Source organism: Hyphomicrobium sp. ghe19, assembly GCF_902712875.1.
Lineage (GTDB): Bacteria > Pseudomonadota > Alphaproteobacteria > Rhizobiales > Hyphomicrobiaceae > Hyphomicrobium_B.
The window spans coordinates 1,311,280-1,333,390 of record NZ_LR743509.1 but is presented as its reverse complement, the minus strand read 5'-3'; the positions used below and the strand labels follow the sequence as shown (position 1 = coordinate 1,333,390).

The following is a 22,111-nucleotide window of genomic DNA, read 5'->3' as shown; positions in this document are numbered from 1 at the left end:
CCGAGCGATTAGTCGGTCCGACATCACGATGAGAATTTATTTTTTCGCCCTCCTGTCGGGACAGGGCATAGTGAGCCGTCCTCGGGAAGCTACAAAGGAAACGCCATGCTCTACACCCTGCTTTGTTACAACAAGGAAGATGTCGTCTGGTCTTGGAGCAAGGAGGAAGACGATGCGGTCATGAACCGCCTGAATGCGGTCCATGAAAGACTCGTGAAGGAAGGCAAGCTCGGCCCTGCCCTGCGTCTGTTGCCGACCACTGCCGCGACGACCCTCCGCGGACCCGATATGGTCATCGATGGCCCCTTCGCCGAAACGAAAGAGCAGCTGCTCGGCTTCTACGTGATTGACGTCCCGGACCTTGACGCTGCCCTCGCAATCGCGCGCGAGCTTTCCGCCGCTAACCCGACGAGTGTGTACGAGATCCGCCCCGTTGCCTTGTATCTCCCTGAAGCACGGCCCAACGCACCCAAGGATCGCATCAAGGCTTATTGAAATGAACGAGGTGATCCATGACCCGGCCTGGATTCATGGCGCGCTGACCGCCGCCAGGCCTCAGGCAGTCGCGGCGCTGCTACGCTATTTCCGCGACATGGACATCGCCGAAGAGGCATACCAGGAAGCCTGCTTGCGCGCGCTGAAAAGCTGGCCGCAGAATGGTCCGCCCCGCGATCCGACTGCGTGGCTGATCCTGGTCGGGCGCAACGCAGCGCTCGACGGTGCGCGCAAACGCAACCGCGATGTCGAACTCCCATCCCACGATATCATCTCAAACCTCGAAGACGCCGAGGCGCCGCTGATTGATCGGCTGGACGGTTCGCACTATCGCGATGATGTACTCAGACTGTTGTTTATCTGCTGTCACCCTGAGCTTCCGGCGACGCAGCAGATCGCGTTGGCATTACGCATCGTCTCGGGCCTGACCGTGCCCCAGATCGCTCGCGCCTTCCTCGTAAGCGATGCAGCGATGGAACAGCGCATCACGCGCGCAAAAGCCCGCATCGCGAAAGCCGATGTGCCCTTCGAGGCGCCCGGTCCCGTCGAACGGTCAGAGCGGCTTGCGGCGGTTGCCGCCATGATCTACCTATTGTTCAACGAAGGATATTCGGCGGGAAACGATCCAGACCGCGCGCCGCTGTGCGACGAGGCGATCCGGCTGGCGCGACTGCTCCTGCGCCTCTTCCAGACAGAGCCGGAAATCATGGGCCTCATCGCGCTGATGCTGTTGCAGCAGTCGCGGTTGCCGGCGCGCTTTGATGAATCCGGCGAAGCCGTCCTGCTCGAAGATCAAGACCGCTCGCGTTGGAACGCCAAGCTGATCAGCGAAGGATTGGCTCTGATCGACAAGGCGATGCGTCACAACCGTCCGGGTCCTTACCAGGTTCAGGCTGCCATTGCCGCAATACACGCCCGGGCCGCCACTGCCGCCGATACCGAATGGATTGGAATAGATGGACTCTATGCGGCGCTTGAACGGATGCAGCCCTCGCCGGTCATCACGTTGAACCGCGCCGTAGCGACTGCAAAGTTGCATGGCCCGGAAGCCGGACTTGCCATGATCGCACCATTGGAAAAGGCATTATCCGGATATTTTCATTATTTCGGCGCACGCGGCGCGTTCCTATTGCAGCTTGGACGCACAAGTGAAGCACGCGCCGATTTCGACCGCGCCATCGCACTTGCTGGAACCCCCGCGCAAGCCGCCCACATTCGCCGTCACCTCGATCGGCTGATGCAGGAACGGAAATAAAATTTCACGAAACGGTGTCGGATCGGCGCCTGTACGTCCGTCCTAGAGACGCAGCACACGGAGGTTTTTCATGTCCGACTATCCGCACCCGCAGGTCAAAGGTGGTGCCGTTTGTTATCTTTCCGTCGACGGCGCCGTGAAAGCCGTTGAGTTCTACAAGAAGGCGTTCGGCGCCGAAGTTGCATGGGTGATGCCGCCCGATGAGAAGGGCCGCACCATGCACGCCCATCTCTACATCAACAACGCGTCGGTCATGATGAGCGATTGCTATCCCGAGCACGGCCACCCTTGGGTCCCGCCCGCGGGCTTCAGCGTCATGCTCAAGGTAGACGACGCCGACGCCTGGTATGATCGCGCCGTCGACGCCGGCTGCACCGCCATAATGCCCGTCGACAATATGTTCTGGGGCGATCGCTACGGTCAGTTGAAGGATCCGTTCGGCGTCCTCTGGGCGGTCAACGGTCCCGTGAAAAAGGAATAACATAGAGCGACAGCGGATGTTCGACGGATCGATAGATGCCTGAACATCCGCACCGAAATCCAATCATTGGAGTGTCGATATGAAAACCTTTCTCGCCATATTCCTCGGCAGTGCGGAAGCGATGGACGCGTGGAAAAAACTACCGGAAGCAGAGCGCGAGCAGCGGGGGAAGGCCGGCATCGAGGCCTGGCACAAATGGGTCTCAGACCACAAAGACGCGATCGCGGAAATGGGTTCCCCACTCGGCAAAACGAAGCGTACGGACAAGAACGGCGTTTCTGATACGCGCAACGAATTGGGTGCATGGACGCTTGTGAAAGCGAATTCGCAGCAAGAAGCCGCCGAATTGTTTCTCAACCACCCGCATTTCATGATTTTCCCGGGCGATCGGGTGGAAGTGATGGAGTGCTTGCCTATCCCTGAGAAGCAATGAGCCGTGAGCAAGGTCTGAGCACCGCGAGCCATCCTCTTCACCGATCGGCGCTGACTTGTATCGTTCCTGTCATCCCGGGATGGACACGACAGAAATATGTGATCGTCGCAGCGTGATCGAGCGGCACCTGCCCCGACTTTCCAGCCGGAACCATGACATCCCACTCTCCACTCTTCGCGGTTGCGGTGTGATCGATGAAATCCTCGTTCACCCACTCAATTTTGTCGCCGACCTTCACCGTGATCTCTGCGGGAACAAATGCGAGATCATTGATCTTGACTTGCACAACCTCTCCCGCCGGCGCCGGTACGGCCAAAGCTTGCGCCAAGACAATCAAGGCCGCACGGCGCCAAACGGACCGCATAAGATACTCCTTTCAATGAAGCGTATTCGCGAGGTGCTCTGCGTGCTCCATGTGGCCGGTGAATATTTTGAGGCCGGTCTGTAGCAGGCTCTTGAGTTCACCGTTATCCGCCGACGGAATGAGGGTGGATTGAAGCGCACCGTTGACAGTCTTGTGATACGCGACTTCGTTGTCGACGTAACTCTTGTCGAAGTCCGGACCCGATAGCTTCGCCAGTTCCACCTGCTTTTCACCCGATTGTTCAACCAGACCTTTGCTGGTGTCGTTGTCTTCGGGCGTGACGCCGAGCTTCTTCACAAGAGCCAGAGCCTTATCGTTCACAGCTTGGTGGTCCCGCACCATGTCGCTCGCAAACGCGCGAACGTCCGCGTTTTTGGATTTCTTCAATGCCAGCTGGGCTGCTTTGATATCGAGGTCGCCGGCCGTATAGGCGATGTGAGCGATCTGCGCGTCTGATGGCTTGTCGGCTCCATGAACGGGCGCCGCCGCCGCCGCTAATACGATAGCTGCGGCGATGCCGCTGATCTCAATCATTCGCATCTTGAAAACCTCCGGGACTGTCTCGCCGTGAGTGGCATGTCGACGTCACGAAGGATTTGATGCCATCCTTTGACAAAGGTTCCCGTTATCGGGAGCCTGGCAGGAGTTGTTTGATGACGGTATTTGTAAGTCTCTCGCAGCGCTTGCCTTGGAACGGAAAAACATCGCTGAAGAGCGAGTCCATATGTTCGGCAAGTGCGGACTTTAGAAGACGGCGGGCGCGATGCAGCCTTGTTTTCACCGTCTCGGTGCGAAGCCCCAACAGCTCAGCGGTCTCCTCTATGCTCATTTCCTCTATGACGCGCGCGATGAGAACAGTGCGAAAATCTTCCGGAAGTTCGTCGATCGCCCGTTCCAGTAGATGACAGAGTTCTCTTTGAGCCATGGTGCGCTCGGGATCTATGGATGGATGACCGGATAGCGGGAACGGAATGACCTCGCCTTGGGCTCGGGCGTGGGGAGGATCGATCGCCGAACTTGGAATTTCGGAGCGGCGGCGAAGATGCTGCAAAGCCTGGTTCAGGACGATGCGTGTCAGCCACGTCGAAAGAGACGATCCCCCGCGGAATTCCGGTAGGGCCGAAAATGCGCGAAGATAGCTCTCCTGCAGAACATCCTCGGCTGCGCCGTCGTCGCGCACGACACTCCGCGCGACGCGGTAGAGACGGCGGTTGTTCGCCTGGACGATGGCACGTATTGCGGATTCGTCTCGTCCCACGGCGCGGCGAATAAGATCGGCTTCCCCGTCGTCCCCCCTGCCGTCCTCGACATGCGATAGGACCATCAGCGACATCTCCGTACGTTCGACAACATATCAGAGATTAGATGGCCCGGATTTGCAAAGGTTCCCGGGGCCCGAAGCAATTCTCGACGGCGTGAACGGCGTTACCTCATTCTGAAGTTTGTGCAGCGCGTTCTCGCGGCATGTGGAGAACGGAATCGTCGCCCCGATGTAAGCTTATGCCCATCTGCAGCGACTCGGCGATCCGCGCAGCCCGATCAACGAAGAGTGAAGCCGCAGTAGGCGGACAAACGGCCGTCGCTGTCTTGCCAAAGAGATCGAGCCATCGCGCGAAATGCGCTTTGGAGATTTCCTCGATGGCGAGATGCGCGGGCATCGGCCGCCCTTTATAGCTCCCCGTCATCAGAACGACCGACGACCAGAACGCCCGCAACTTTACGAGATGATCATCCCAATCTTTGATGCGCGCCTCGAATACCGGTCCAAGAACTTCGTCACGGCGAACAGCCGCATAAAAGCGATCGACGAGCATACCGATCATCTCCTCGTCGACACCGGCATTGAGCCCGGGCGCCTTCGGATGTGGTGGTCGTTGCATAACAGATACCTTGCGCGAATTGTTCTATAAGATGTATGATGCATACATCTTTCGTCAAGCGGGCAATGTCGACCCTCTCTTTTTATCGCGGAAACCCCATGCGACTGACCGCTTTGGCTGACTATTCACTACGCGTCCTCATGTACCTTGGAACCAATCCGGACAGGCTTGCGACGATTGACGAGATCGCTGATGCGTATGGGATTTCTTCAAATCATCTGATGAAGGTCGTGCATCGGCTGGGCCAGCTCGGCTTCGTCGAAACGCAGCGGGGTCGAGGTGGCGGACTACGCCTCGGCAAACCGTCGGGCGAAGTGACGCTAGGCGAAGTTGTTCGTGCGGTCGAAGAGGACTTCGAGCTCGTCGAATGCTTCGGCGCCGGGAATACCTGCCTCATTTCTGATGTGTGTCGCTTGAAGCGCGTCCTTCGCCGCGCGTTGGAGGCCTATTTTGAGGTCCTCGACGACTGGACGCTGGCCGACATCGTCGCTAACCGCAAGGCTCTCCTCGGCGTTCTCGGCAACGCTGATCAAATCGACCGCCGATAGAGGATACGACAGTGCTCAAAACACGCCTGACTGAACGGCTAAAGTTGCGCCACCCGATTATCTCCGCGCCAATGGCATTTGCAGCCGGTGGACGCCTCGCTGCGACTGTCTCGGCAGCCGGAGGTCTCGGCCTCATCGGTGGCGGATATGGCGATGCGGACTGGATCACCGAAGAGTTCCGCGCCACCGGAAATCAACGGGTCGGATGCGGCTTCATCACTTGGTCCTTGCGCAAACAACCGGCGCTACTCGATCTGGTCCTCAGCAAAAATCCAACGGCGATCTTTCTCTCTTTCGACGATCCGGCGCCGCTCGCAAACCGCATCAAAGAACGCGGCGTCACGTTGATCTGTCAAATCCAGGCGCGCCGCGATGCTGAAAGGGCACTCGCGTGCGGCGCCGACGTCATCGTCGCGCAGGGTTCGGAAGCTGGCGGTCACGGGGAAAGGCGCGGGACGTTCAGCCTTGTGCCTGAAGTCGCGGATTTGATTGCAAAAGAATCGCCGGACACACTTCTATGCGCGGCTGGCGGCATTGGAGATGGACGAGGACTAGCGGCGGCGCTCATGTTGGGTGCCGACGGCGTTCTGATCGGCTCGCGACTTTGGGCTTCGCAAGAAGCCAATGTCGGTCAACGCATGCACGCCGCCGCGCTAGCGGCAACTGGCGACGATACCATTCGCTCGCAAGTCATGGATCTGGCCCGCAAACTGAATTGGCCCTCGCGATACACCGCTCGGGTGCTCAAGAACCGGTTCATCGAACGTTGGCATGGGCGTGAGCCGGAACTGCTGACCGTTGCCGACCAAGAGGCTGCCAAATATCGCAAAGCATGGGCCGATGGCGATCCGGAGGACAGCAACACCTTCGTGGGCGAAGTCGTCGGTTTGATCCACGACATCGAGCCGGCGTCGAATATCATCGAACGTATCGTGCGTGAAGCGGAGGAGCTTCTGCGGTCGAAATCAAAGCAACTGGGATGAGATCGATGGTTGTATCGCTGTACGAACAGATGGGAGGCGCAAGCCGGGTACAGAAGCTCGTCGACGTCTTCTACGACATTGTGGAAACGGAACCGGAAGGCGAAATTTTACACCTGCTGCATCTCAGAGGACACGGCGTTGCACATTCGCGAATTGAGCAGTTCAATTTCCTTTCCGGCTTCTTGGGCGGGCCGAAACTCTATGTCGAAAAATACGGTCACTCCGATGTTCGCGAAATGCACCGCCACGTCGAAATCGGAACTGCGGAAAAAGACGTCTGGCTTCTCTGCATGTCGAAAGCGATTGATCGGGTCGGAATAGCGCCCGACATCGGAGCCACGTTGATGAAACATTTTCGCGTTGTAGCGAACGCGCTCGAAAATCAGAGTGCAAAAATGAGGTGCATGCCCTGAGGCCAGTCCTCAAAAAATAAAAACGACCGCCCACGCGGCCGTGGCCACTATTGAAAATGAGGCAAGTCTCCATCGAGACTTGCCTCGTTTTGAATGCCGTCTCAGCTCATCAACCCGAGAAGCAGAGACGCGCCCGCCACCGCGCCGATTACACCTGTTGCTCTCTTGAGCGCTAGCGCGAGCGATGGCTTCAGCTGATCGAGACAGACGCTCGAGGCCATTCCCGAAATGTGCAGGAGCGCCGTCGCGACAACGAATCCCGCAGCATAGGGAAGGAATGCGAAGCCGAGCCCAGCTCCCTCGTTACCATGAGCGTGACCATGGAAAACAGCGAACAGCCCAACCGCCGCCATCGCAATGACGGTCGGCGGTCGAACGCCGACGGCCACTGCCAAGCTCAAGGCAACGACGGACAAGCCGATACCTTGTTCGACCATTGGCAGCGGCCAACCCTCATAGCCGAGCCAGCCGCCAAACATCATCGCCGCGACGAATGCCGTAGGCACGAGCCAGCGCCCTGCCCCTCCCACGTTCATTGCAAAGAAACCGACGGCCACCATTGCGATGATATGGTCGATGCCGCTCATCGGATGCAGAAAGCCCTGACTGAACGTGTGGACCGCACCGAGCCCGACGTGAGCCGAGGCTGGAGCGGCCGCAACCACCATCAGGATCGAGCCCGCGCCGATGGCCTTTAGAACGTTTTGCACGCGTGAATGTCTCATCGTACGCCCTCCTATTTCATGACTTTGCTGCGATGGCCGAGCTTGCCATTCGCCACCAGAGTTCCAAGCACATCGAGCACGACCCGGCAGGCGAGCTGCGCGGTGTTGTCGTTGACGTCGTACGGCGGCGACACCTCGACGACTTCCATGCCGCATAGGCCTTCCGCTGCTATCGTATGAATCATCTCGAAAGCTTCGCGCGGCAGCAGCCCGCCGGGCTCCGGCGAACCGGTGCCGGGTGCAAACCCCGGATCGATCGAGTCGATATCGAACGACAGGTAGACCGCCTTGCAGCCTTCCCAGGCCATCTCGAGCGCAATTTCGGCGGCCTTCTTCGGGCCGAAATGCTGCACGTCGTGCATCGTCAGCACGCTCGTTCCGCGGCGCTTCGCAACCGCCGTTCCCGGACGATTGCCGTACCAGCCGCCGATGCCGATCTGCACGAGATTCTTCGGATGGCAGTTGGGCAAACCGACATCGTGCATGTGGCTATGGTCGCGATGCGAGGCGTGCGTTCCCTCGTTCGTCGTCCAGAACCAAGGCGTCGTATGCATGCGCTCATCCATATCCTTCTCTTGGATATCGATGTGCCGGTCGATGTGGATGATGCCGACGTTGCCGTCGATGTGCGGAGCAATGCCCCGCACGTTGGGGAAGCCCAAGCTGTGATCGCCGCCGCAGATGATCGGGAAGACGCCCGACGTGTAAATGTGCGAAACGGCCTTCGTCACCTGGTCGAACGTCTTCTCGATGTTGCCCGGAATGACGAAGATGTCGCCGGCATCGCAAAGATCGAGTTCCTCATAGATATCGACACCGCCGTCGAACCAGTAGCCGTCGTAGAGCGCCGAGATCCGGCGAACCGCTTGCGGCCCAAAGCGCGTACCGGGCCTGTAGGTCGTCGCCGAGTCGAATGGCGCGCCGACAAAAGCCGCCTGGTAGTCGCCGATCTTGCGGATGTCCTCGCAGTACGGCGCCTTCATGAAGGTATTGATCCCGGCGAACGCCGGCTGATGGCCACGGCTGAACAACGAGATGTTGCGATCGACGACGGATGAGGCCGCCTCAAGCCCATACTGAAGTGATCGAGACACTTCTTCGCCCTGCTTGATCTGGGAGATGCGAGACAACGTCTCCATGCTCTTCGCGCCATGCGTATCTTCGCGCCGGACGCCATGCGAGTGGCCGTGACGATGCGTATGGGGATGGTCGTGATCGTGATCTTTAGGACTGCGCGCCATTTCGGAATGACCTTTACTGTTTAGTTATGCAGACAATCGCGGAGTTGATGGGTCCTGCCGTCACTACTGAGGACCGAGCCGGCCGATCCATTTGTTCGACGGGTACTTGGCCGCAAAGCCGTCCGCCGCGAGCGCGGAGAGGATCGATGAATCGAACGCCTCGCGCGATTTCACCTTCTTCTGGGAAACGCCGGCGGCGAGATACGTGTCGCTGAATAGATCCCAGGTCGCTTCCGCATAACCGGCAGCGCAATCGGGCCCGTTAAACAGCGAACCCCAGCCTTTGCCATCAGGAGCGCGAGGAGCTTCCTCAGGCAGGCTTTCGCAAAGAGGTTTGCCGCCCTGCAGGCCAAGTGCACCCATGTTCTGGTTGATGTTGAGCATGATCGCGCCGTACTGATTGAGCTTCACGTCGGCAACGGGCCACGAAAGACCGGCGGCGACGATCGCATCACCTTCCTCCGGGTTCTCCTTCCACCAGTTGACCGCCTCGAACCACGCGCGAAGCAGCTCCTTGGCGACCGCCGGCTTCTCGGCGAGCCATGCTTCGTTGCAGGCGATGGCATCGGATATGAGCCCGCGTTCCCAAGTGCGATCCGTAAGGCTCGATTTGAATATCTTGGCTCCATCGCGCTTCAAGGATTGGGCGGCGAACGGATCGTAGTTGACGTCGATGTCCGTGCCGCCGCTGGCGAAAGCAGCAGCGCTTTCCTGGGGAAGCATGACCGCGTGGTGCAGCTCCTTCATGTCGATGCCGGCCCTCTTGAGGGTCAGCAGCATCCACATATGATTGAGAAATCCGTAGTCGGCGCCAAACTTCTTACCCTTGAAATCTTCAACAGAATTGATGTCCTTCGTGACCACCATCTTGTCGAGGCCGTAGGACATATCCGAGAACGCGACGACCTTGACCGGCAGGTCGCCCGCGCGCGCCAACACCATGCTGTCCATGGTGTTGTTCATGCATTGGACCTGGCCTGACGTAATGGCCGCATTCTTTTCGGTTATGCCCTCAATGATTTTGACGTCGAGATCGATATCCTTGGCGAGGCCTTTCGCCTTGACGATGTACCAGGGCGCATAAGGCGAGAACGATATGATCGCCACGCTGACTTTTTCTGCTGCGCTCGCCCGAGGCGCGGCCACTGGCGCCGCAGTCGCCAGCAACCCGAGAGCGAGAAACGTGTTCGTAAACGACTTGTTTTTCATTTTATGCCGTCTCCTGAACGATCTTCGATCCTTTGGATTCACGTCGTCGAAGCTGATTGGCTATTTGATTTCCTCGCGCATCATCGCAAAGAGCTGACGCTCGAGCTCCGCATACCCCGGCAGTTCCAGCAGCTCTTCTTTCTGCTTGATGCGCCGTCCGCCTTTGAAAGTGAGCGGAATATCGGCTTTGATGCGGCCTGGCTGCCGGCTGAAGAAAATGATGCGATCAGCCAGATAGATGGCTTCCTCGATGTCGTGCGTGATTGCGACGACCGTCTTCTTCTCACGCTCGATCAACTCGATCATGAGTTCCTGCATCTCCCAACGCACCTGTGCGTCCAACGCGCCGAAAGGCTCATCCATCAGGATGATCGCCGGGTTCTGCGCCAGCGTTCGAGCGAGAGCGACGCGTTGCTTCATGCCTCCGGACAAACTGCGCGGATAGGTGTCCGCAAACTTCTCGAGATGTACGAGCTTGAGAAAATTCATCGTGCGTTCGCGGCGTTCTGCAGCCGGAACCTTGAGAATTTTCATGCCGTATTCGACGTTCTGCATGGCGGTGAGCCAGGGGAACGACGTATAGGCTTGGAAGATCATGCCGCGATCGGGACCAGGTCCCTGCACGTTCTTGCCGAAAACTTCCAGCCGTCCGCGTGTGGGATATTCGAGCCCCGCGATGATCCGCAGCATCGTCGTCTTTCCGCACCCTGACGGCCCGACGAACGCTGTGATTTGGTTCTCCTGCAGCTCGAACGACACGTCGTCGAGCGCCTTGAACGACCCGCCCAGATACTCCTTGCTGATGCGGGACGCCTTGAGGGGTGGAACGGTTGTCACCGGCGTAAAATCCTTTGCGACGATGTTCATGTTACGACCTCCGCTCGACGTTCCACGGGAACAGCGCGCGGCAAATGCCCCGGAAAATGAGATCTGTGAGAAGCCCCAGTGCACCGATGGTAACGATGCCCGCCATGATCACGTCGACGTTGAGAAAACGTCCGGCACGCATCATCACGGCGCCAATGCCATCCTGCGCTCCGACGATTTCGGCGATGACGAGATACGTCCAGCTCACCGCAACCATGTTGCGCATGGAATCGAAGATCGCTGGAAGAGCTGCCGGCACCACGATGCCTGTGAGAATGGTGCGGCGTGATGCGCCCATCGTCAGTCCAGCTTCCACAAACTCCTTCTGGATGGCGGTCGTATTGTCCAGCACCAGCGAGATCAGGAAGAAGATGACGCCGATGAAGAGCAGCGCAATCTTCGCTTGATCGGTCGGACCAAACCAAACGAGGAGGAGCGGAATGAACGAAGCGGCAGGCAGATATCGCCAGGCCGTCAGCGTCGGATTCAAGAGAGCGCGAACGTTGCCGAAACTTCCCATCAGAATGCCGATCGGCACAGCAATCGCGGAAGCTGCCAGGAAGCTGACGAAAATTCGCCAACAGCTCACCGAGACGTCATGCAGGAAGTTGCGCTCGGCGAACAAGACATAAAGGGCGGAGCCCACCTCGCCGATGGACGGAAAGAACTTGCGGGCCGATGCCGGCGTCAGATAGTGGCCGAACTCCCACACACCAAGGAACAACAACGCTCCGATGCACGCCAACACCGAAGCCCGCTGCGCGCTCGGCTGCCTTCGAAATTCGAGGAATCTTTCTTTCGGCGGAATATATATTGGCGCGGCTTCGGTGTTCCCACTCGGCAAATTTTGTTGCGAGAAAGACGAAGCGTCGCGCGATTTCGACATCGCACCTTCCAAGGCTCTACCTCCCGACAAAGTCTGCAAAATCTATGTTTTGCTCGATCTAAGTTGTCGTGAGGAAGGTAACGGCGCAGGACTGTTTTATAAAACGTCCAAAATTCAAATGGAAAGCATTGACAGCACCTATGCTGCAGCGCGAACGCGATCTAGCACTGGCTGCGCACTCAATCCGCGTGCCTATTTGAATCCGGCGTAGATCGGCCTGGACTTTAGCTAGTCAATCGCGTCGTCAGCGCTGACGAGTGAGCGAACCCGCTTTGCTTCGCAGATTATCGCTTTCAACTCTTCGATGAACAAGATGTGCGCCGTGTGCCAAGGCCGGTCTGGATTCGAGATGATAAATATCTCCATGGCCGGCGCGTTGCGCCTGCCTAGCAGCGGCCACAGTCGGCCCGAGGAAACATCGGGTGCTGCATAACCATCGGGTAGGAAGCAAAGCCCAACTCCCAGGATTGCCAGTCGGCGCGCCTCTTCGAGATGCTGAGAAATTCCAGAAACCTTTTGCCCAATTCCGTATTTGAGCCGAAAATCTGAGAGCTGGTCGGGTTCATCGGCGCCTGTCAGGATGAAAGGTTCTTGCGCCAGTGCTTTAGGATCGAGAATTTTCTGACCATAGAGGCGATGACCGCGCCCGCAATAGGGACGATGCGTCTCGCGAAACAACGGATGATAGATGAGGTCGGCGCGTTTGCTGCGCGATGGCGCGACGCCGATGTCGATCTCCTTCCGAAGCAGCGCATTGATGACATCCGACCAGCTGGCCACATCGACGATCAGTTCGACATTCGGACACTTCCTGTGAAACGACATGATGACGTCATCGAGAATTTCGCTGACGACATTGCTGATCATTTTGATGCGCACTGGGCCGCTGACAGTGTTGAGCGTGTCAGCCATCGCATCCGGAATGCCGCGAATCAGCGACTTCAGCTTCATGCATGTGTTGGCGAGCGCCCGGCCCTCGTCGGTCAGCTCGAAACCGCTCGGGCCGCGTTCGCAGAGACGCACATTGAGATGACCTTCGAGACGCTGCAGTGCGAGACTTATGGAGGGTTGCTTGCGACGCAAAAGCTCCGCCGCCGCTGTGACGCCGCCGGTTTCAGCAATGATGCAGAAGATCTTGAATAGATTCCAATCGAGATTCCGGAAAAAATCATCGTGCCGAGTGTTGTTCGAAGACATATTGCACCGCGGTAAGAACACCCAAAAGATCGCGCGCGGAAAGATGGCCTTCCCCACAGGAACACTAAGTGACTTCGACGGCGAGTTGCAAGCTTAGGCTGAAGACGAATGTTTGTGCAGAGCAGTGTGGCCCTCGCCGAAGGCGCGTGATCGCATGCGCCCGCTCAGGTATTTACGCGGCCATGTTTGGCGCGCTTAGCTCAAACGCCCGATGTCGCAGCACAAGTGGAACGGCCAAGCATAGGCTGATGACCGGCGGCATTCAGAGAGCGCTCGGCCGAGTTGATCGTGTTGACGAGCAGCATGGTCACCGTCATGGGGCCGACACCGCCCGGAACGGGCGTGATCATCGATGCGCGTCGGCTCACACCTTCAAAATCGCAATCACCCACCAGCTGACCGTTCGCCAGGCGATTGATGCCGACATCGATGACGACCGCGCCCGACTTGACCATCGGCGCCGTTATGAGATTGGGATACCCCGCCGCCACGATCAGAATGTCGGCAAGAATGGTGAATTGTGCGAGATCGCGTGTCTTCGCGTGACAAACCGAAACCGTCGCCTCGCGCTGCATCAACATCAGCGCCATCGGCTTGCCGACAATGTTGCTCGCACCGACAACGACCGCGTTGCGACCGGAAACCTCGACGCCCGCACTATCGAGCATCAGCATGACGCCGTAAGGCGTGCACGGCGGGAACACCGTATCGCCGATGACCAAGCCACCGACGTTGTAGAGATGAAAACCGTCGACATCCTTCTCCTGATCGATGGCGCCGAGCACCGCCTTGACGTCGAAATGTTTCGGCAGTGGCAGCTGCACCAGGATTCCGTTGATCGACGGGTTGGCGCTGAGCTCTGCAATTTTGTCGATGACGGCTGACTGCTCTACGTCGGCCGGAAACAGAAACTTGCGAGAATCGATGCCGACGTCAGCGCAGGCCTGTATTTTCTTTCGCACATACACGGCCGACGCCGGGTCTTCTCCGACCATGATGACGGCAAGGCCCGGTGACACACCAAATTTCTTTTTGAGAACGTCAACCCGTTGCCGGCACTCTTGACGAACACCAGCTGCCACGGCCTTACCGTCGATAATTTTGGCTGTCATTGTGTTGCTCGCTGAAGTGTTGCTGCGCTCTCAGAAGACTCCTCGAACGCGTTGGTAGAAATTTGATCGAGGCATTTCGAGCGCGTCCGGCGCATCATATTTTGTTGGCGCCGGCGACTCCCAACTGGGAGAGCCGCCAGCGGCTACTGTTAGAACAGTCCCTGGATCTGGCCCTTGTCGTCGAGGCGGATCGAGTCGGCGGATGGAACCTTCGGCAGGCCCGGCATCGTCATGATCTCACCCGTGACGACGACGATGAACTCGGCGCCGGCGGAGAGTCTGAGCTCGCGGATCGGCACGATGTGGCCCGTCGGCGCGCCGCGCTTCGAGGCGTCGGTCGAGAACGAGTACTGCGTCTTCGCCATGCACACCGGGAAGTGCCCGAAGCCCGCGGCTTCCAGATCCTTGAACTGATTTTCGACGCTCGCATCGCAGGAGATGTCGGCGGCGCGATAGATTTCCGTCGCGATCGTCTTCACCTTGTCGCGCAGCTTCATGTCGTCGGGATAGAGCGGCTTGAAGTTCGCCTTGCCTTCGTCGATCACCTTGACGACGTGATGCGCCAGCCCCTCCGTGCCCTTGCCGCCATCGGCCCAGTGCGTGCACAGGAACGCCTTCGTGCCCATGCTTTCGGCCGCTTTCTGAACCTCGGCGATTTCAGCGTCGGTGTCGGTGATGAACTTGTTGACCGCGACGACCGCCGGCACGCCGAACTTGTTGACGTTCTCGATGTGCCGCTTGAGGTTTTCGCAGCCCTTGGCGACCGCTGCCGCGTTCTCGGCCTTGAGATCATCCTTGGCGATGCCGCCGTGCATCTTCAGCGCGCGGACGGTGGCGACGATGACGACGACGGACGGCGCGATGCCGGCCTTGCGGCACTTGATGTCGAAGAACTTCTCGGCACCCAAGTCGGCGCCGAAACCGGCTTCGGTCACGACGTAATCGGCAAGTTTCATCGCCGTTTTCGTCGCCAGCACCGAGTTGCAGCCATGCGCGATGTTGGCGAACGGACCGCCGTGGATGAACACCGGGTTGTTCTCGAGCGTCTGCACCAGGTTCGGCTGCAAGGCGTCCTTCAAGAGCACCGTCATGGCGCCGTCGGCCTTCAAGTCGCGAGCGCGGATCGGCTTCTTATCGCGCGTGTAGGCGACGACGATGTTGCCGAGACGGTTCTCGAGATCCTTCAGATCCTTCGACAGGCAGAGGATCGCCATGACCTCGGAGGCGACGGTGATATCGAAGCCGTCCTCGCGCGGGAAGCCGTTCGAAACACCGCCCAAGGAATTGACGATCGAGCGCAGCGCGCGATCGTTCATGTCGAGCACGCGCTTCCAGCCGATGCGCCGCTGGTCGATGCCCAGCGCGTTGCCCCAGTAGATGTGGTTGTCGATCAACGCCGACAGCAGATTGTGGGCGCTCGTGATCGCATGGAAGTCGCCGGTGAAGTGGAGGTTGATGTCCTCCATCGGCACGACCTGGGCGTAGCCGCCGCCCGCCGCGCCGCCCTTGACGCCGAAGCATGGCCCGAGCGACGGTTCGCGCAGCGCCGCGATCGCCTTCTTGCCGATGTGGTTCAAGCCGTCGCTGAGACCGACGGTCGTCGTCGTCTTGCCCTCGCCCGCCGGCGTCGGACTGATGGCGGTTACAAGGATGACCTTGCCGTCGCTGAAACTTTCAATGTCTTTGAGATAGTCGGACGAAATTTTGGCCTTGGTCCACCCATAAGGAATGAGTGCGTGCGATGGAACGCCGACCTTGGCGGCAACCTCCGCGATGGGCTTAATCTTTGCTTCGCGTGCAATTTCGATATCGGACTTCACGGACATGCTGATGCTTCCCCTCAGGACGCGAAAACACTGAGCAATCCGCGCAGGCGAAGGCCCGCTGTCCGAATTGGCGGCGATTTGCGCGACTCCACTTTCCGGGAACGTCTACTATCACGAAACTTTCGTTCCCTCCAAGCAACTTTCGATGGGGGGGCCAATATTCCCGACATTTAGGGACTTGCATCGGTCAGCGTGACCCGTAGTTCGGTGCCCTCTCTGCCCGTCGAGTTTGAATTTTTAGCGCGTAATTAATCCAGGCTACGTGAACCCAGCCCTCGGTTAAGGCCAGCACCTCACTGTCGGCGCCAGGCAGATAGCTCACACGATCGCTCACGGGCAGCCGGTTGCTAACGTTCCACCGGCCCTTCGAAGCCCCCGCGCGTTTACGCACACGTTAGACCAAAGGAAAGCTTTCGCTGCTGGCAATCCGTCGATCGACGCGCTAACCGAAAACTGCCTTCTTGTCGGCCGGCAACGCTGCCGGCTTTCTTCTGAGGAACCGATTAATGAGAGCACTCATTCTGTCATCTAGTCCGCGACGGAACGGAAACTCGGCCACTCTTGCGGCGGCCGTTCGCGATGGCATCGTCGAAGCAGGACATGACGCCGAGCTCGTTTATGCCAGTGATTTTTTGGCATCGTTCCTGCACGACTGCCGGCAATGCCGCAAACCCGACGGCACATGCGCCATCGACGATGGATTTGGGCCGGTGTTCCTTGAATCCTACTTGCCGGCCGACGGCTTCATCGCCGCGACACCCATTTACTGGTACGGCGTTTCCGCTCAACTCAAGGCCTTCTTCGACCGCACGTTCTGCTACTACGCGGCTTCCTATCCACGATCCGCGGACGTTATCGAGGGGATGAAGAACAAGCGCATCGGACTAGTGCTTAATTCGGAAGAGACCTTTCCGATGGTGTCGGGTGGTATCGTCAGCCAGATTCAAGAGTTTTCGCGTTATACGCGCTCGACCTTCGTCGGAGTTGTTCACGGCTACGGCAATTCGCGCGGTGAGGTTACGCGCGATCCCGGCGATCCGGTCGGATCCGCGCGCCGCTTCGGACGCGAATTCTTTACTCGTCATGCCACTGACTATCAAATCGACACGCCGCGCTCGGGACGGGTGTGGGGATGAGCCGCTAGCCCGATCCGGAAAGTACGGCCGTTCCCGCCGCGATCATCGCGACGGCGAGCCACTGCTGGTCGCTAACGGGTTCCTTCAGGACGAACTTCGCCAGCACAACGGTCACGACGCTGAAGGTCGAAGCGACAACCATTGTGATGTGTGGGCTGGCGGTCGTCGAGCCCGCAAGAAATGCGACGTATCCGAGCGTTTCGAGAAGCCCCTGCGCACCGACAAACGGAATCCAGGCACGCGGAATGGCCATGCGCCGACGCTGCAGCGCAAGGATGACACCTACCAGAAGAAAACCGCTCAATCGGCCAAGCCACAACGTCTGCAGTCCGCCGATCATCTGAGCCGACGCTTGGCCCGTCGTAACGAGGGCGACGTAGGCGAGGCAAGCACCGAGCGCGATGAGGACCGTCTTGCGTAGCTCCTTGCCGTCAGTCGCCGCAAATTGAGGATGCGCTTCCGCGCTTCTGGCGATGAGGATGCCGCCCACGATAATGACGCCCATCGCCGCCCACTGGTACGATGTAGGCCGAAGACCCATCGCCACGTTGACGACGAGCACGAAGGCCGGATGCGCCGCAACGATCGGAGCCACGATCGCAACCGGTCCACGCGCCAATCCCGCGTAGAGGAGCATGCACATGGTGGCGACGCTCAAACCGTGCACGACGGCGAGACCGCATCCGGCGGGCGTCCAAACGAGCTTCTCGGCGCTGACGGCGATCCATACCGACGACGTCATCACGCCGACAAGCAGCACAAAGGCATACGTCAACGGCGCGCCGAGCGCGCGTGAGCTGAAGCGGGCCATGAAATCCGCGAGCCCGACACTTGCTGCGCACGCCAAGCCGAATAAAACTGAGTTCATCGGATGCAGGACATCGTATCATGACGATCACCGCACCAGCCCGGGCGGCGTGCATCCCGCGCGTCGCCGGTCTGCGCTTCTCCTGAAATGAGGACACCGCCATGGCCAAGAGCATCGCTTCCTTCTCGCGAAATCTTGACTGGAACCTTCTGAAGACGTTCCACGAGATCGCGCAGTCCGGAGGCATCAGCCGGGCAAGCGGAGCGCTCAGTCGCAAGCAGCCGGCCTTGAGCTTGGCGCTCAAGCGCCTCGAATCGCAGCTGGGCGTCAAGCTCTGCGAACGGGGACCGAGCGGCTTCGCGCTGACGGACGAAGGCATGCTGATCGCGGACTCCTGCGGGTCGATCAACGGACTTGTGCAGCAGTTGCCGAGAAAGGTTTCCAAGGCGGGCGACAGTGTCGCCGGGCGCGTCTCTATCCAAGTTGTTTCCTGTCTGGTGTGCGACCGCCTCGACAGCGCCATTTCGCGGTTCCACGGCAGTCACCCCAAGGCTGAGATCATTATCGATATCAAGACGGGGGATTCGGTTGCGGGCGCGCTCCTGCGCGACGAAATCGACATCGGCGTGGCCCCCGCGAGCGCTCCGCGCAGCGACCTCAAATATGATTTTCTGTTTGATGAGGCGCACCGGCCATACGTAGGCCCGGCACACCGCCTGTTCGGCCGGACGTTCGACGATCCGGGCGCTCTCGCAGCGGAAGCCTTCATCTTGACTGGCGCCGACGAACCGGACGCCTTGACCGAGTTCCGAACCCGTCATGGCCTCGGCCGCGTCGTTGCTGGGCTGTCGGAGCATCTCGACGCTGCCAAGCGGTTGGCCCTGTTGAACGTCGGCATTTGCTTTCTGCCCGAGAAATTCGCGGAGCCCGATGTGCAGGCCGGCCGGCTTTGGCCCGTCCTACGAGAGAGCGAGCGGCCGTCATCACCGGTTTTCATAATCACCAACCCGCGCGCGCCGAGAAAACTCGCGCGCCAGTTGCTGCTGTCGGAAATCAGCGGCTCGCTCGAAACCCATTAGATCTCGAAATATCATTGCGTGCCTGCGCGGACCGGCACCTTGTCGTGCGCCGCACCATTAATTCCACCAATGCTGTGGATTGAAATTTTGGATCTTTCGCACCGCTGGGGTAACCGCGGTCGCCACATAGCGCTGGCATCGAGATAGCGGAACAGCTATATCGATACTTTCGGGATGCGATGGGCTGAGCCGTGTTCGTTCGACAGATGAGTTACCTGGTCGCCTTGGCGCGTGAAAAGCATTTCGGGCGCGCGGCGGAGCGTTGCCACGTCACGCAGAGCACGTTGTCGTCCGGCCTAAAGGCGCTGGAACGCGAACTCGATATGCGCCTCGTGATCCGCGAGCCGAGATTTATAGGGCTGACTCCCGAGGGCGAGCGCGTGGTCGAATGGGCATCGCAAATCATCTCCGACTACGAAAGCCTCAAACAGGATGTCGAAGGACTTCGTGAAGGGCTGAAGGGAACATTGCGGCTGGGCGTTGTGCCAGCCGCGATGCCGGCCGTCGCCAAGCTGACTTCGCCGTTCTGCACGAAATATCCTCATGTGGCGATCGACATTGAATCGATGTCATCCGTGCAGATTCAAAGCGCCCTCGACAAGTTCGAGATCGACGCCGGCCTGACGTATCTCGACAATGAACCTCTTTCCAACGTCCGCAGAAAGCCGCTGTATCGCGAACACTACCTTTTTGTGACGCACAGAGATAATCCACTCGCTCAGAGCGATGTGGTCACCTGGCGGGGAGCGGTAAACGAAAATCTCTGCCTGCTGCAAGAGAGCATGCAGAACCGGCGCGTTCTGCACAACATCACCCGTTCGTTGGGTTTGAAGCTGTCGCCGACCATTACGTCGAATTCCTTCCTAGCCGTCTGCTCGCACGTCTGCAGCGGAGAATGGTCGAGCATCATCCCGCACACGTTTTCCTATATTTTTGCAGGATGCAATGAATTGGCGCTGATCGACCTGATCGAACCGGTACACAGCCAAGCCATAGGCCTCGTCGCCTCTGATCGCGATCCGCTAACGCCACTGGCCCACGCATTGATGCGCTGCGCCGACCGGCTCGACCTTGAAGCGCAGCTCAGCCTTAAGTCGCTTCATAACGTTTGATCGACGGCATCAATCAGCCATCAAATACCATTCGTTTGACCCAAAACGGTGCTGCCTCGACATTCCGCGTGCCCCGGCAAACGAAAGGCTTCCACAGAGAGCCAGCTGTCAGGGCGAGGAAGCGCGAGGAGCGACGCCGGTCGGCGAAGGCCACGAAACGTCTCACCTCCATGACTATATGTCATTCGTCCGGTGCCCCCTGACGAAGCGCCGCCTCATGGCCAATTCCATGAAGGAGATCAACATGGCTAAAATCGTATGTGTCCTCTATGACGATCCCGTCGACGGCTACCCCAAATCCTACGCCCGCGACGACATCCCGAAGATCACGAAATATCCGGATGGCCAGACCACGCCGACACCGTCGGCCATCGATTTCAGACCCGGCGCGCTGCTCGGCAGCGTCTCAGGCGAACTCGGCCTGCGGAAATTCCTTGAAGCCGCCGGTCACACGCTTGTCGTGACGAGCGACAAGGACGGAGCGAACTCCAAGCTCGACCAGGAGCTGCACGACGCGGAAATCGTCATCTCGCAGCCATTCTGGCCGGCGTACATGACCGCCGAACGCATAGCCAAGGCTCCCAAACTCAAGATGATCGTGACCGCTGGCATCGGCTCCGATCACACCGATTTGCAAGCTGCCATGGACCGCAACATCACGGTCGCGGAAGTCACTTATTGCAACAGCAATAGCGTGGCCGAGCATGTCGTGATGCAGATGCTCGCACTCGTCCGCAACTACATCCCCTCCTACAATTGGGTGATCAAGGGCGGCTGGAACATCGCGGATTGCGTATCGCGCTCCTACGACATCGAAGGCATGCACATCGGCACCGTTGCAGCCGGCCGCATCGGCCTCCGCGTTCTACGTCTGCTGAAGCCCTACGACGTCCACCTGCACTACATGGATCGCCATCGTCTGCCCGAGGCGGTCGAGAAAGAGCTCAACCTCACTCACCACACCAGCCTCGAAAGCCTGACCAAGGTCTGCGACGTGGTGACGTTGAACTGCCCGCTGCATCCCGAAACCGAGCACATGATCAACGATAAGTCGCTCAAGAACTTCAAGCGCGGCGCTTATCTGGTCAACACGGCGCGCGGCAAGCTCTGCGATCGCGACGCCATCGTTCGCGCACTCGAAAGCGGGCAGCTCGCTGGCTACGCGGGCGACGTGTGGTTCCCGCAGCCCGCGCCGCAGGATCATCCGTGGCGCACCATGCCTCATCACGGCATGACGCCCCACATCTCGGGCACATCCCTCTCGGCACAGACTCGCTATGCAGCCGGTACGCGTGAGATCCTCGAGTGCTACTTCGCAGGGAAGCCGATCCGCAACGAGTATCTCGTCGTGCAGGGCGGCAAGCTCGCGGGCGTCGGCGCCCATTCCTACAGCGCCGGCAACGCGACGAGCGGCTCGGAAGAGGCCGCGAAGTTCAAGAAATAACGAACTCCAGTCGCCGAAGCACCCGTTCTGCTTCGGCGACTCCTCGCCTTGCCCTCGTGGATGTAATGACCCCAATCGATTCCGACGTAAAACCGGCATCTTCGCGGAGCCGTGCCGCCGCTTGGCTGCTCGTGAGACCATGGCGCCTAGCGGCATTCGCGGGCTTGGGCGCCTTTCTTACGATCCTGCTGCTGACGATAGCAAACGCGGCAGACGTTGCGCCGCTGCTCATCGCACCCTTCGGAGCGAGTTGCGCACTGGTCTTCGGTGCGCCCGCGAGCCCGCTGGCTCGGCCGTACAATGTCGTGGGTGGACACCTTATCGCGGCAGCATGCGGACTTCTTGTCATGACATGCATCGGATCATCGCCGATAGCGATCGCACTTGGCGTCGGCATCGCAATTTCTGCGATGCTCCTGACGGACACGCTTCATCCGCCGGCCGGCGCGAACCCAATCGTCATCACGTTCGCGCATTCGGGATGGACGTTTTTAATCGCACCCATCCTGATTGGCGCAGCCTTCATCGTGATCTGCGGCTGGGCATACCATCGCCTCCTCACCGGCCATTCCTATAGGCTCAACCATTTGCGGCGCACCCAATAAGAGCCTTGCCGA

Annotated in this window: 26 protein-coding genes; 13 read left to right on the top strand and 13 right to left on the bottom strand. The window is 59.1% G+C overall.

The window, feature by feature from the left end:
- The first annotated feature begins 105 nt into the window (after positions 1–105).
- From AACL53_RS06315 to AACL53_RS06300, 4 genes are all read left to right on the top strand, one after another.
- A complete protein-coding gene (locus AACL53_RS06315; protein WP_339083602.1) occupies positions 106–495 on the top strand; it encodes a YciI family protein in 390 nt (129 codons plus the stop codon).
- 1 nt (position 496) lies between these two features.
- Positions 497–1,750: an RNA polymerase sigma factor gene (locus tag AACL53_RS06310; protein WP_339083599.1), complete on the top strand. Its 1,254-nt coding sequence runs from the start codon at positions 497–499 to the stop codon at positions 1,748–1,750.
- 70 nt (positions 1,751–1,820) lie between these two features.
- Positions 1,821–2,231, top strand: coding sequence for a glyoxalase/bleomycin resistance/extradiol dioxygenase family protein (locus AACL53_RS06305; protein WP_339083597.1), 411 nt, complete (start codon positions 1,821–1,823; stop codon positions 2,229–2,231).
- 79 nt (positions 2,232–2,310) lie between these two features.
- Positions 2,311–2,664 carry a hypothetical protein gene (locus tag AACL53_RS06300; protein WP_339083595.1) on the top strand — a complete coding sequence of 118 codons (354 nt, stop codon included), beginning with the start codon at positions 2,311–2,313 and terminating at the stop codon, positions 2,662–2,664.
- A 37-nt stretch (positions 2,665–2,701) separates the two neighbouring features.
- Here AACL53_RS06300 and AACL53_RS06295 read toward each other — a convergent pair whose 3' ends face one another.
- The 4 genes from AACL53_RS06295 to AACL53_RS06280 form a co-directional block, all read right to left on the bottom strand.
- On the bottom strand, positions 2,702–3,028 hold the full coding sequence (locus AACL53_RS06295; RefSeq protein ID WP_339083593.1) for a plastocyanin/azurin family copper-binding protein: 327 nt from the start codon (positions 3,026–3,028) through the stop codon (positions 2,702–2,704).
- A 12-nt stretch (positions 3,029–3,040) separates the two neighbouring features.
- On the bottom strand, positions 3,041–3,568 hold the full coding sequence (locus AACL53_RS06290) for a DUF4142 domain-containing protein (protein WP_339083591.1): 528 nt from the start codon (positions 3,566–3,568) through the stop codon (positions 3,041–3,043).
- A gap of 85 nt (positions 3,569–3,653) precedes the next feature.
- A complete protein-coding gene (locus AACL53_RS06285; RefSeq protein WP_339083589.1) occupies positions 3,654–4,352 on the bottom strand; it encodes an RNA polymerase sigma factor in 699 nt (232 codons plus the stop codon).
- 106 nt (positions 4,353–4,458) lie between these two features.
- Positions 4,459–4,908: a group III truncated hemoglobin gene (locus AACL53_RS06280; RefSeq protein ID WP_339083587.1), complete on the bottom strand. Its 450-nt coding sequence runs from the start codon at positions 4,906–4,908 to the stop codon at positions 4,459–4,461.
- Positions 4,909–5,006: 98 nt separating this feature from the next.
- Between AACL53_RS06280 and AACL53_RS06275 the strand changes: the two genes are divergently transcribed.
- The 3 genes from AACL53_RS06275 to AACL53_RS06265 are packed head-to-tail and all read left to right on the top strand — an operon-like array spanning position 5,007 to position 6,852.
- The gene (locus AACL53_RS06275; RefSeq protein WP_339083584.1) at positions 5,007–5,456 is read left to right on the top strand and encodes an Rrf2 family transcriptional regulator; all 450 of its coding nucleotides are present in this window, start codon (positions 5,007–5,009) and stop codon (positions 5,454–5,456) included.
- 11 nt (positions 5,457–5,467) lie between these two features.
- Positions 5,468–6,439, top strand: a complete 972-nt coding sequence (locus AACL53_RS06270) for a nitronate monooxygenase family protein (protein ID WP_339083582.1) — start codon at positions 5,468–5,470, stop codon at positions 6,437–6,439.
- Positions 6,440–6,444: 5 nt separating this feature from the next.
- The gene (locus tag AACL53_RS06265; protein ID WP_339083580.1) at positions 6,445–6,852 is read left to right on the top strand and encodes a group II truncated hemoglobin; all 408 of its coding nucleotides are present in this window, start codon (positions 6,445–6,447) and stop codon (positions 6,850–6,852) included.
- Between the two features lie 101 nt (positions 6,853–6,953).
- On the opposite strand, the gene AACL53_RS06260 is transcribed toward AACL53_RS06265, so the two are convergent.
- The 5 genes from AACL53_RS06260 to AACL53_RS06240 form a co-directional block, all read right to left on the bottom strand.
- Positions 6,954–7,577 (bottom strand): HupE/UreJ family protein, encoded by a 624-nt coding sequence (locus AACL53_RS06260; RefSeq protein ID WP_339083578.1) that lies wholly within the window; start codon positions 7,575–7,577, stop codon positions 6,954–6,956.
- A gap of 11 nt (positions 7,578–7,588) precedes the next feature.
- Positions 7,589–8,716: an agmatinase family protein gene (locus AACL53_RS06255; RefSeq protein ID WP_339086898.1), complete on the bottom strand. Its 1,128-nt coding sequence runs from the start codon at positions 8,714–8,716 to the stop codon at positions 7,589–7,591.
- A 165-nt stretch (positions 8,717–8,881) separates the two neighbouring features.
- The gene (locus AACL53_RS06250; protein ID WP_339083576.1) at positions 8,882–10,027 is read right to left on the bottom strand and encodes an ABC transporter substrate-binding protein; all 1,146 of its coding nucleotides are present in this window, start codon (positions 10,025–10,027) and stop codon (positions 8,882–8,884) included.
- 60 nt (positions 10,028–10,087) lie between these two features.
- Positions 10,088–10,894, bottom strand: a complete 807-nt coding sequence (locus AACL53_RS06245; protein WP_339083574.1) for an ABC transporter ATP-binding protein — start codon at positions 10,892–10,894, stop codon at positions 10,088–10,090.
- Between the two features lies 1 nt (position 10,895).
- Positions 10,896–11,618 carry an ABC transporter permease gene (locus AACL53_RS06240; protein WP_339083572.1) on the bottom strand — a complete coding sequence of 241 codons (723 nt, stop codon included), beginning with the start codon at positions 11,616–11,618 and terminating at the stop codon, positions 10,896–10,898.
- 10 nt (positions 11,619–11,628) lie between these two features.
- Between AACL53_RS06240 and AACL53_RS06235 the strand changes: the two genes are divergently transcribed.
- Complete coding sequence (locus tag AACL53_RS06235; RefSeq protein ID WP_339083571.1) at positions 11,629–11,991, top strand: hypothetical protein; 363 nt, start codon at positions 11,629–11,631, stop codon at positions 11,989–11,991.
- A gap of 17 nt (positions 11,992–12,008) precedes the next feature.
- Here the strand turns inward: AACL53_RS06235 and AACL53_RS06230 are convergent, their stop codons facing one another.
- The 3 genes from AACL53_RS06230 to AACL53_RS06220 all read right to left on the bottom strand — a co-directional run bounded on the left by AACL53_RS06230 (position 12,009) and on the right by AACL53_RS06220 (position 15,915).
- On the bottom strand, positions 12,009–12,977 hold the full coding sequence (locus tag AACL53_RS06230; RefSeq protein WP_339083569.1) for a LysR family transcriptional regulator: 969 nt from the start codon (positions 12,975–12,977) through the stop codon (positions 12,009–12,011).
- Positions 12,978–13,177: 200 nt separating this feature from the next.
- Positions 13,178–14,089 carry a bifunctional methylenetetrahydrofolate dehydrogenase/methenyltetrahydrofolate cyclohydrolase FolD gene (gene folD, locus AACL53_RS06225; protein WP_339083567.1) on the bottom strand — a complete coding sequence of 304 codons (912 nt, stop codon included), beginning with the start codon at positions 14,087–14,089 and terminating at the stop codon, positions 13,178–13,180.
- A gap of 149 nt (positions 14,090–14,238) precedes the next feature.
- Complete coding sequence (locus tag AACL53_RS06220; RefSeq protein WP_339083565.1) at positions 14,239–15,915, bottom strand: formate--tetrahydrofolate ligase; 1,677 nt, start codon at positions 15,913–15,915, stop codon at positions 14,239–14,241.
- A gap of 506 nt (positions 15,916–16,421) precedes the next feature.
- Here AACL53_RS06220 and AACL53_RS06215 point away from each other — a divergent pair.
- Positions 16,422–17,051 carry a flavodoxin family protein gene (locus tag AACL53_RS06215; protein WP_339083563.1) on the top strand — a complete coding sequence of 210 codons (630 nt, stop codon included), beginning with the start codon at positions 16,422–16,424 and terminating at the stop codon, positions 17,049–17,051.
- Between the two features lie 4 nt (positions 17,052–17,055).
- On the opposite strand, the gene AACL53_RS06210 is transcribed toward AACL53_RS06215, so the two are convergent.
- The gene (locus AACL53_RS06210) at positions 17,056–17,919 is read right to left on the bottom strand and encodes a DMT family transporter (protein ID WP_339083561.1); all 864 of its coding nucleotides are present in this window, start codon (positions 17,917–17,919) and stop codon (positions 17,056–17,058) included.
- A 101-nt stretch (positions 17,920–18,020) separates the two neighbouring features.
- Between AACL53_RS06210 and AACL53_RS06205 the strand changes: the two genes are divergently transcribed.
- From AACL53_RS06205 to AACL53_RS06190, 4 genes are all read left to right on the top strand, one after another.
- Positions 18,021–18,938, top strand: a complete 918-nt coding sequence (locus tag AACL53_RS06205; protein WP_339083559.1) for a LysR family transcriptional regulator — start codon at positions 18,021–18,023, stop codon at positions 18,936–18,938.
- A gap of 191 nt (positions 18,939–19,129) precedes the next feature.
- A complete protein-coding gene (locus AACL53_RS06200) occupies positions 19,130–20,050 on the top strand; it encodes a LysR family transcriptional regulator (protein ID WP_339083557.1) in 921 nt (306 codons plus the stop codon).
- A gap of 244 nt (positions 20,051–20,294) precedes the next feature.
- Positions 20,295–21,494, top strand: coding sequence for an NAD-dependent formate dehydrogenase (locus AACL53_RS06195; protein WP_339083555.1), 1,200 nt, complete (start codon positions 20,295–20,297; stop codon positions 21,492–21,494).
- A gap of 65 nt (positions 21,495–21,559) precedes the next feature.
- Positions 21,560–22,099: an HPP family protein gene (locus AACL53_RS06190; protein WP_339083553.1), complete on the top strand. Its 540-nt coding sequence runs from the start codon at positions 21,560–21,562 to the stop codon at positions 22,097–22,099.
- Positions 22,100–22,111: the final 12 nt, after the last annotated feature.

Excerpts from the sequence above, each read along its gene's own strand:
- AACL53_RS06315 (WP_339083602.1), top strand. The coding sequence starts at position 106 with ATGCTCTACACCCTGCTTTGTTACAACAAGGAAGATGTCGTCTGGTCT.
- AACL53_RS06310 (WP_339083599.1), top strand. The coding sequence starts at position 497 with ATGAACGAGGTGATCCATGACCCGGCCTGGATTCATGGCGCGCTGACC.
- AACL53_RS06305 (WP_339083597.1), top strand. The coding sequence starts at position 1,821 with ATGTCCGACTATCCGCACCCGCAGGTCAAAGGTGGTGCCGTTTGTTAT.
- AACL53_RS06300 (WP_339083595.1), top strand. The coding sequence starts at position 2,311 with ATGAAAACCTTTCTCGCCATATTCCTCGGCAGTGCGGAAGCGATGGAC.
- AACL53_RS06295 (WP_339083593.1), bottom strand. The coding sequence starts at position 3,028 with ATGCGGTCCGTTTGGCGCCGTGCGGCCTTGATTGTCTTGGCGCAAGCT.
- AACL53_RS06290 (WP_339083591.1), bottom strand. The coding sequence starts at position 3,568 with ATGCGAATGATTGAGATCAGCGGCATCGCCGCAGCTATCGTATTAGCG.
- AACL53_RS06285 (WP_339083589.1), bottom strand. The coding sequence starts at position 4,352 with ATGGTCCTATCGCATGTCGAGGACGGCAGGGGGGACGACGGGGAAGCC.
- AACL53_RS06280 (WP_339083587.1), bottom strand. The coding sequence starts at position 4,908 with ATGCAACGACCACCACATCCGAAGGCGCCCGGGCTCAATGCCGGTGTC.
- AACL53_RS06275 (WP_339083584.1), top strand. The coding sequence starts at position 5,007 with ATGCGACTGACCGCTTTGGCTGACTATTCACTACGCGTCCTCATGTAC.
- AACL53_RS06265 (WP_339083580.1), top strand. The coding sequence starts at position 6,445 with ATGGTTGTATCGCTGTACGAACAGATGGGAGGCGCAAGCCGGGTACAG.
- AACL53_RS06260 (WP_339083578.1), bottom strand. The coding sequence starts at position 7,577 with ATGAGACATTCACGCGTGCAAAACGTTCTAAAGGCCATCGGCGCGGGC.
- AACL53_RS06255 (WP_339086898.1), bottom strand. The coding sequence starts at position 8,716 with ATGGAGACGTTGTCTCGCATCTCCCAGATCAAGCAGGGCGAAGAAGTG.
- AACL53_RS06250 (WP_339083576.1), bottom strand. The coding sequence starts at position 10,027 with ATGAAAAACAAGTCGTTTACGAACACGTTTCTCGCTCTCGGGTTGCTG.
- AACL53_RS06245 (WP_339083574.1), bottom strand. The coding sequence starts at position 10,894 with ATGAACATCGTCGCAAAGGATTTTACGCCGGTGACAACCGTTCCACCC.
- AACL53_RS06235 (WP_339083571.1), top strand. The coding sequence starts at position 11,629 with ATGCACGCCAACACCGAAGCCCGCTGCGCGCTCGGCTGCCTTCGAAAT.
- AACL53_RS06230 (WP_339083569.1), bottom strand. The coding sequence starts at position 12,977 with ATGTCTTCGAACAACACTCGGCACGATGATTTTTTCCGGAATCTCGAT.
- folD (WP_339083567.1), bottom strand. The coding sequence starts at position 14,089 with ATGACAGCCAAAATTATCGACGGTAAGGCCGTGGCAGCTGGTGTTCGT.
- AACL53_RS06220 (WP_339083565.1), bottom strand. The coding sequence starts at position 15,915 with ATGTCCGTGAAGTCCGATATCGAAATTGCACGCGAAGCAAAGATTAAG.
- AACL53_RS06215 (WP_339083563.1), top strand. The coding sequence starts at position 16,422 with ATGAGAGCACTCATTCTGTCATCTAGTCCGCGACGGAACGGAAACTCG.
- AACL53_RS06210 (WP_339083561.1), bottom strand. The coding sequence starts at position 17,919 with ATGAACTCAGTTTTATTCGGCTTGGCGTGCGCAGCAAGTGTCGGGCTC.
- AACL53_RS06205 (WP_339083559.1), top strand. The coding sequence starts at position 18,021 with ATGGCCAAGAGCATCGCTTCCTTCTCGCGAAATCTTGACTGGAACCTT.
- AACL53_RS06195 (WP_339083555.1), top strand. The coding sequence starts at position 20,295 with ATGGCTAAAATCGTATGTGTCCTCTATGACGATCCCGTCGACGGCTAC.
- AACL53_RS06190 (WP_339083553.1), top strand. The coding sequence starts at position 21,560 with ATGACCCCAATCGATTCCGACGTAAAACCGGCATCTTCGCGGAGCCGT.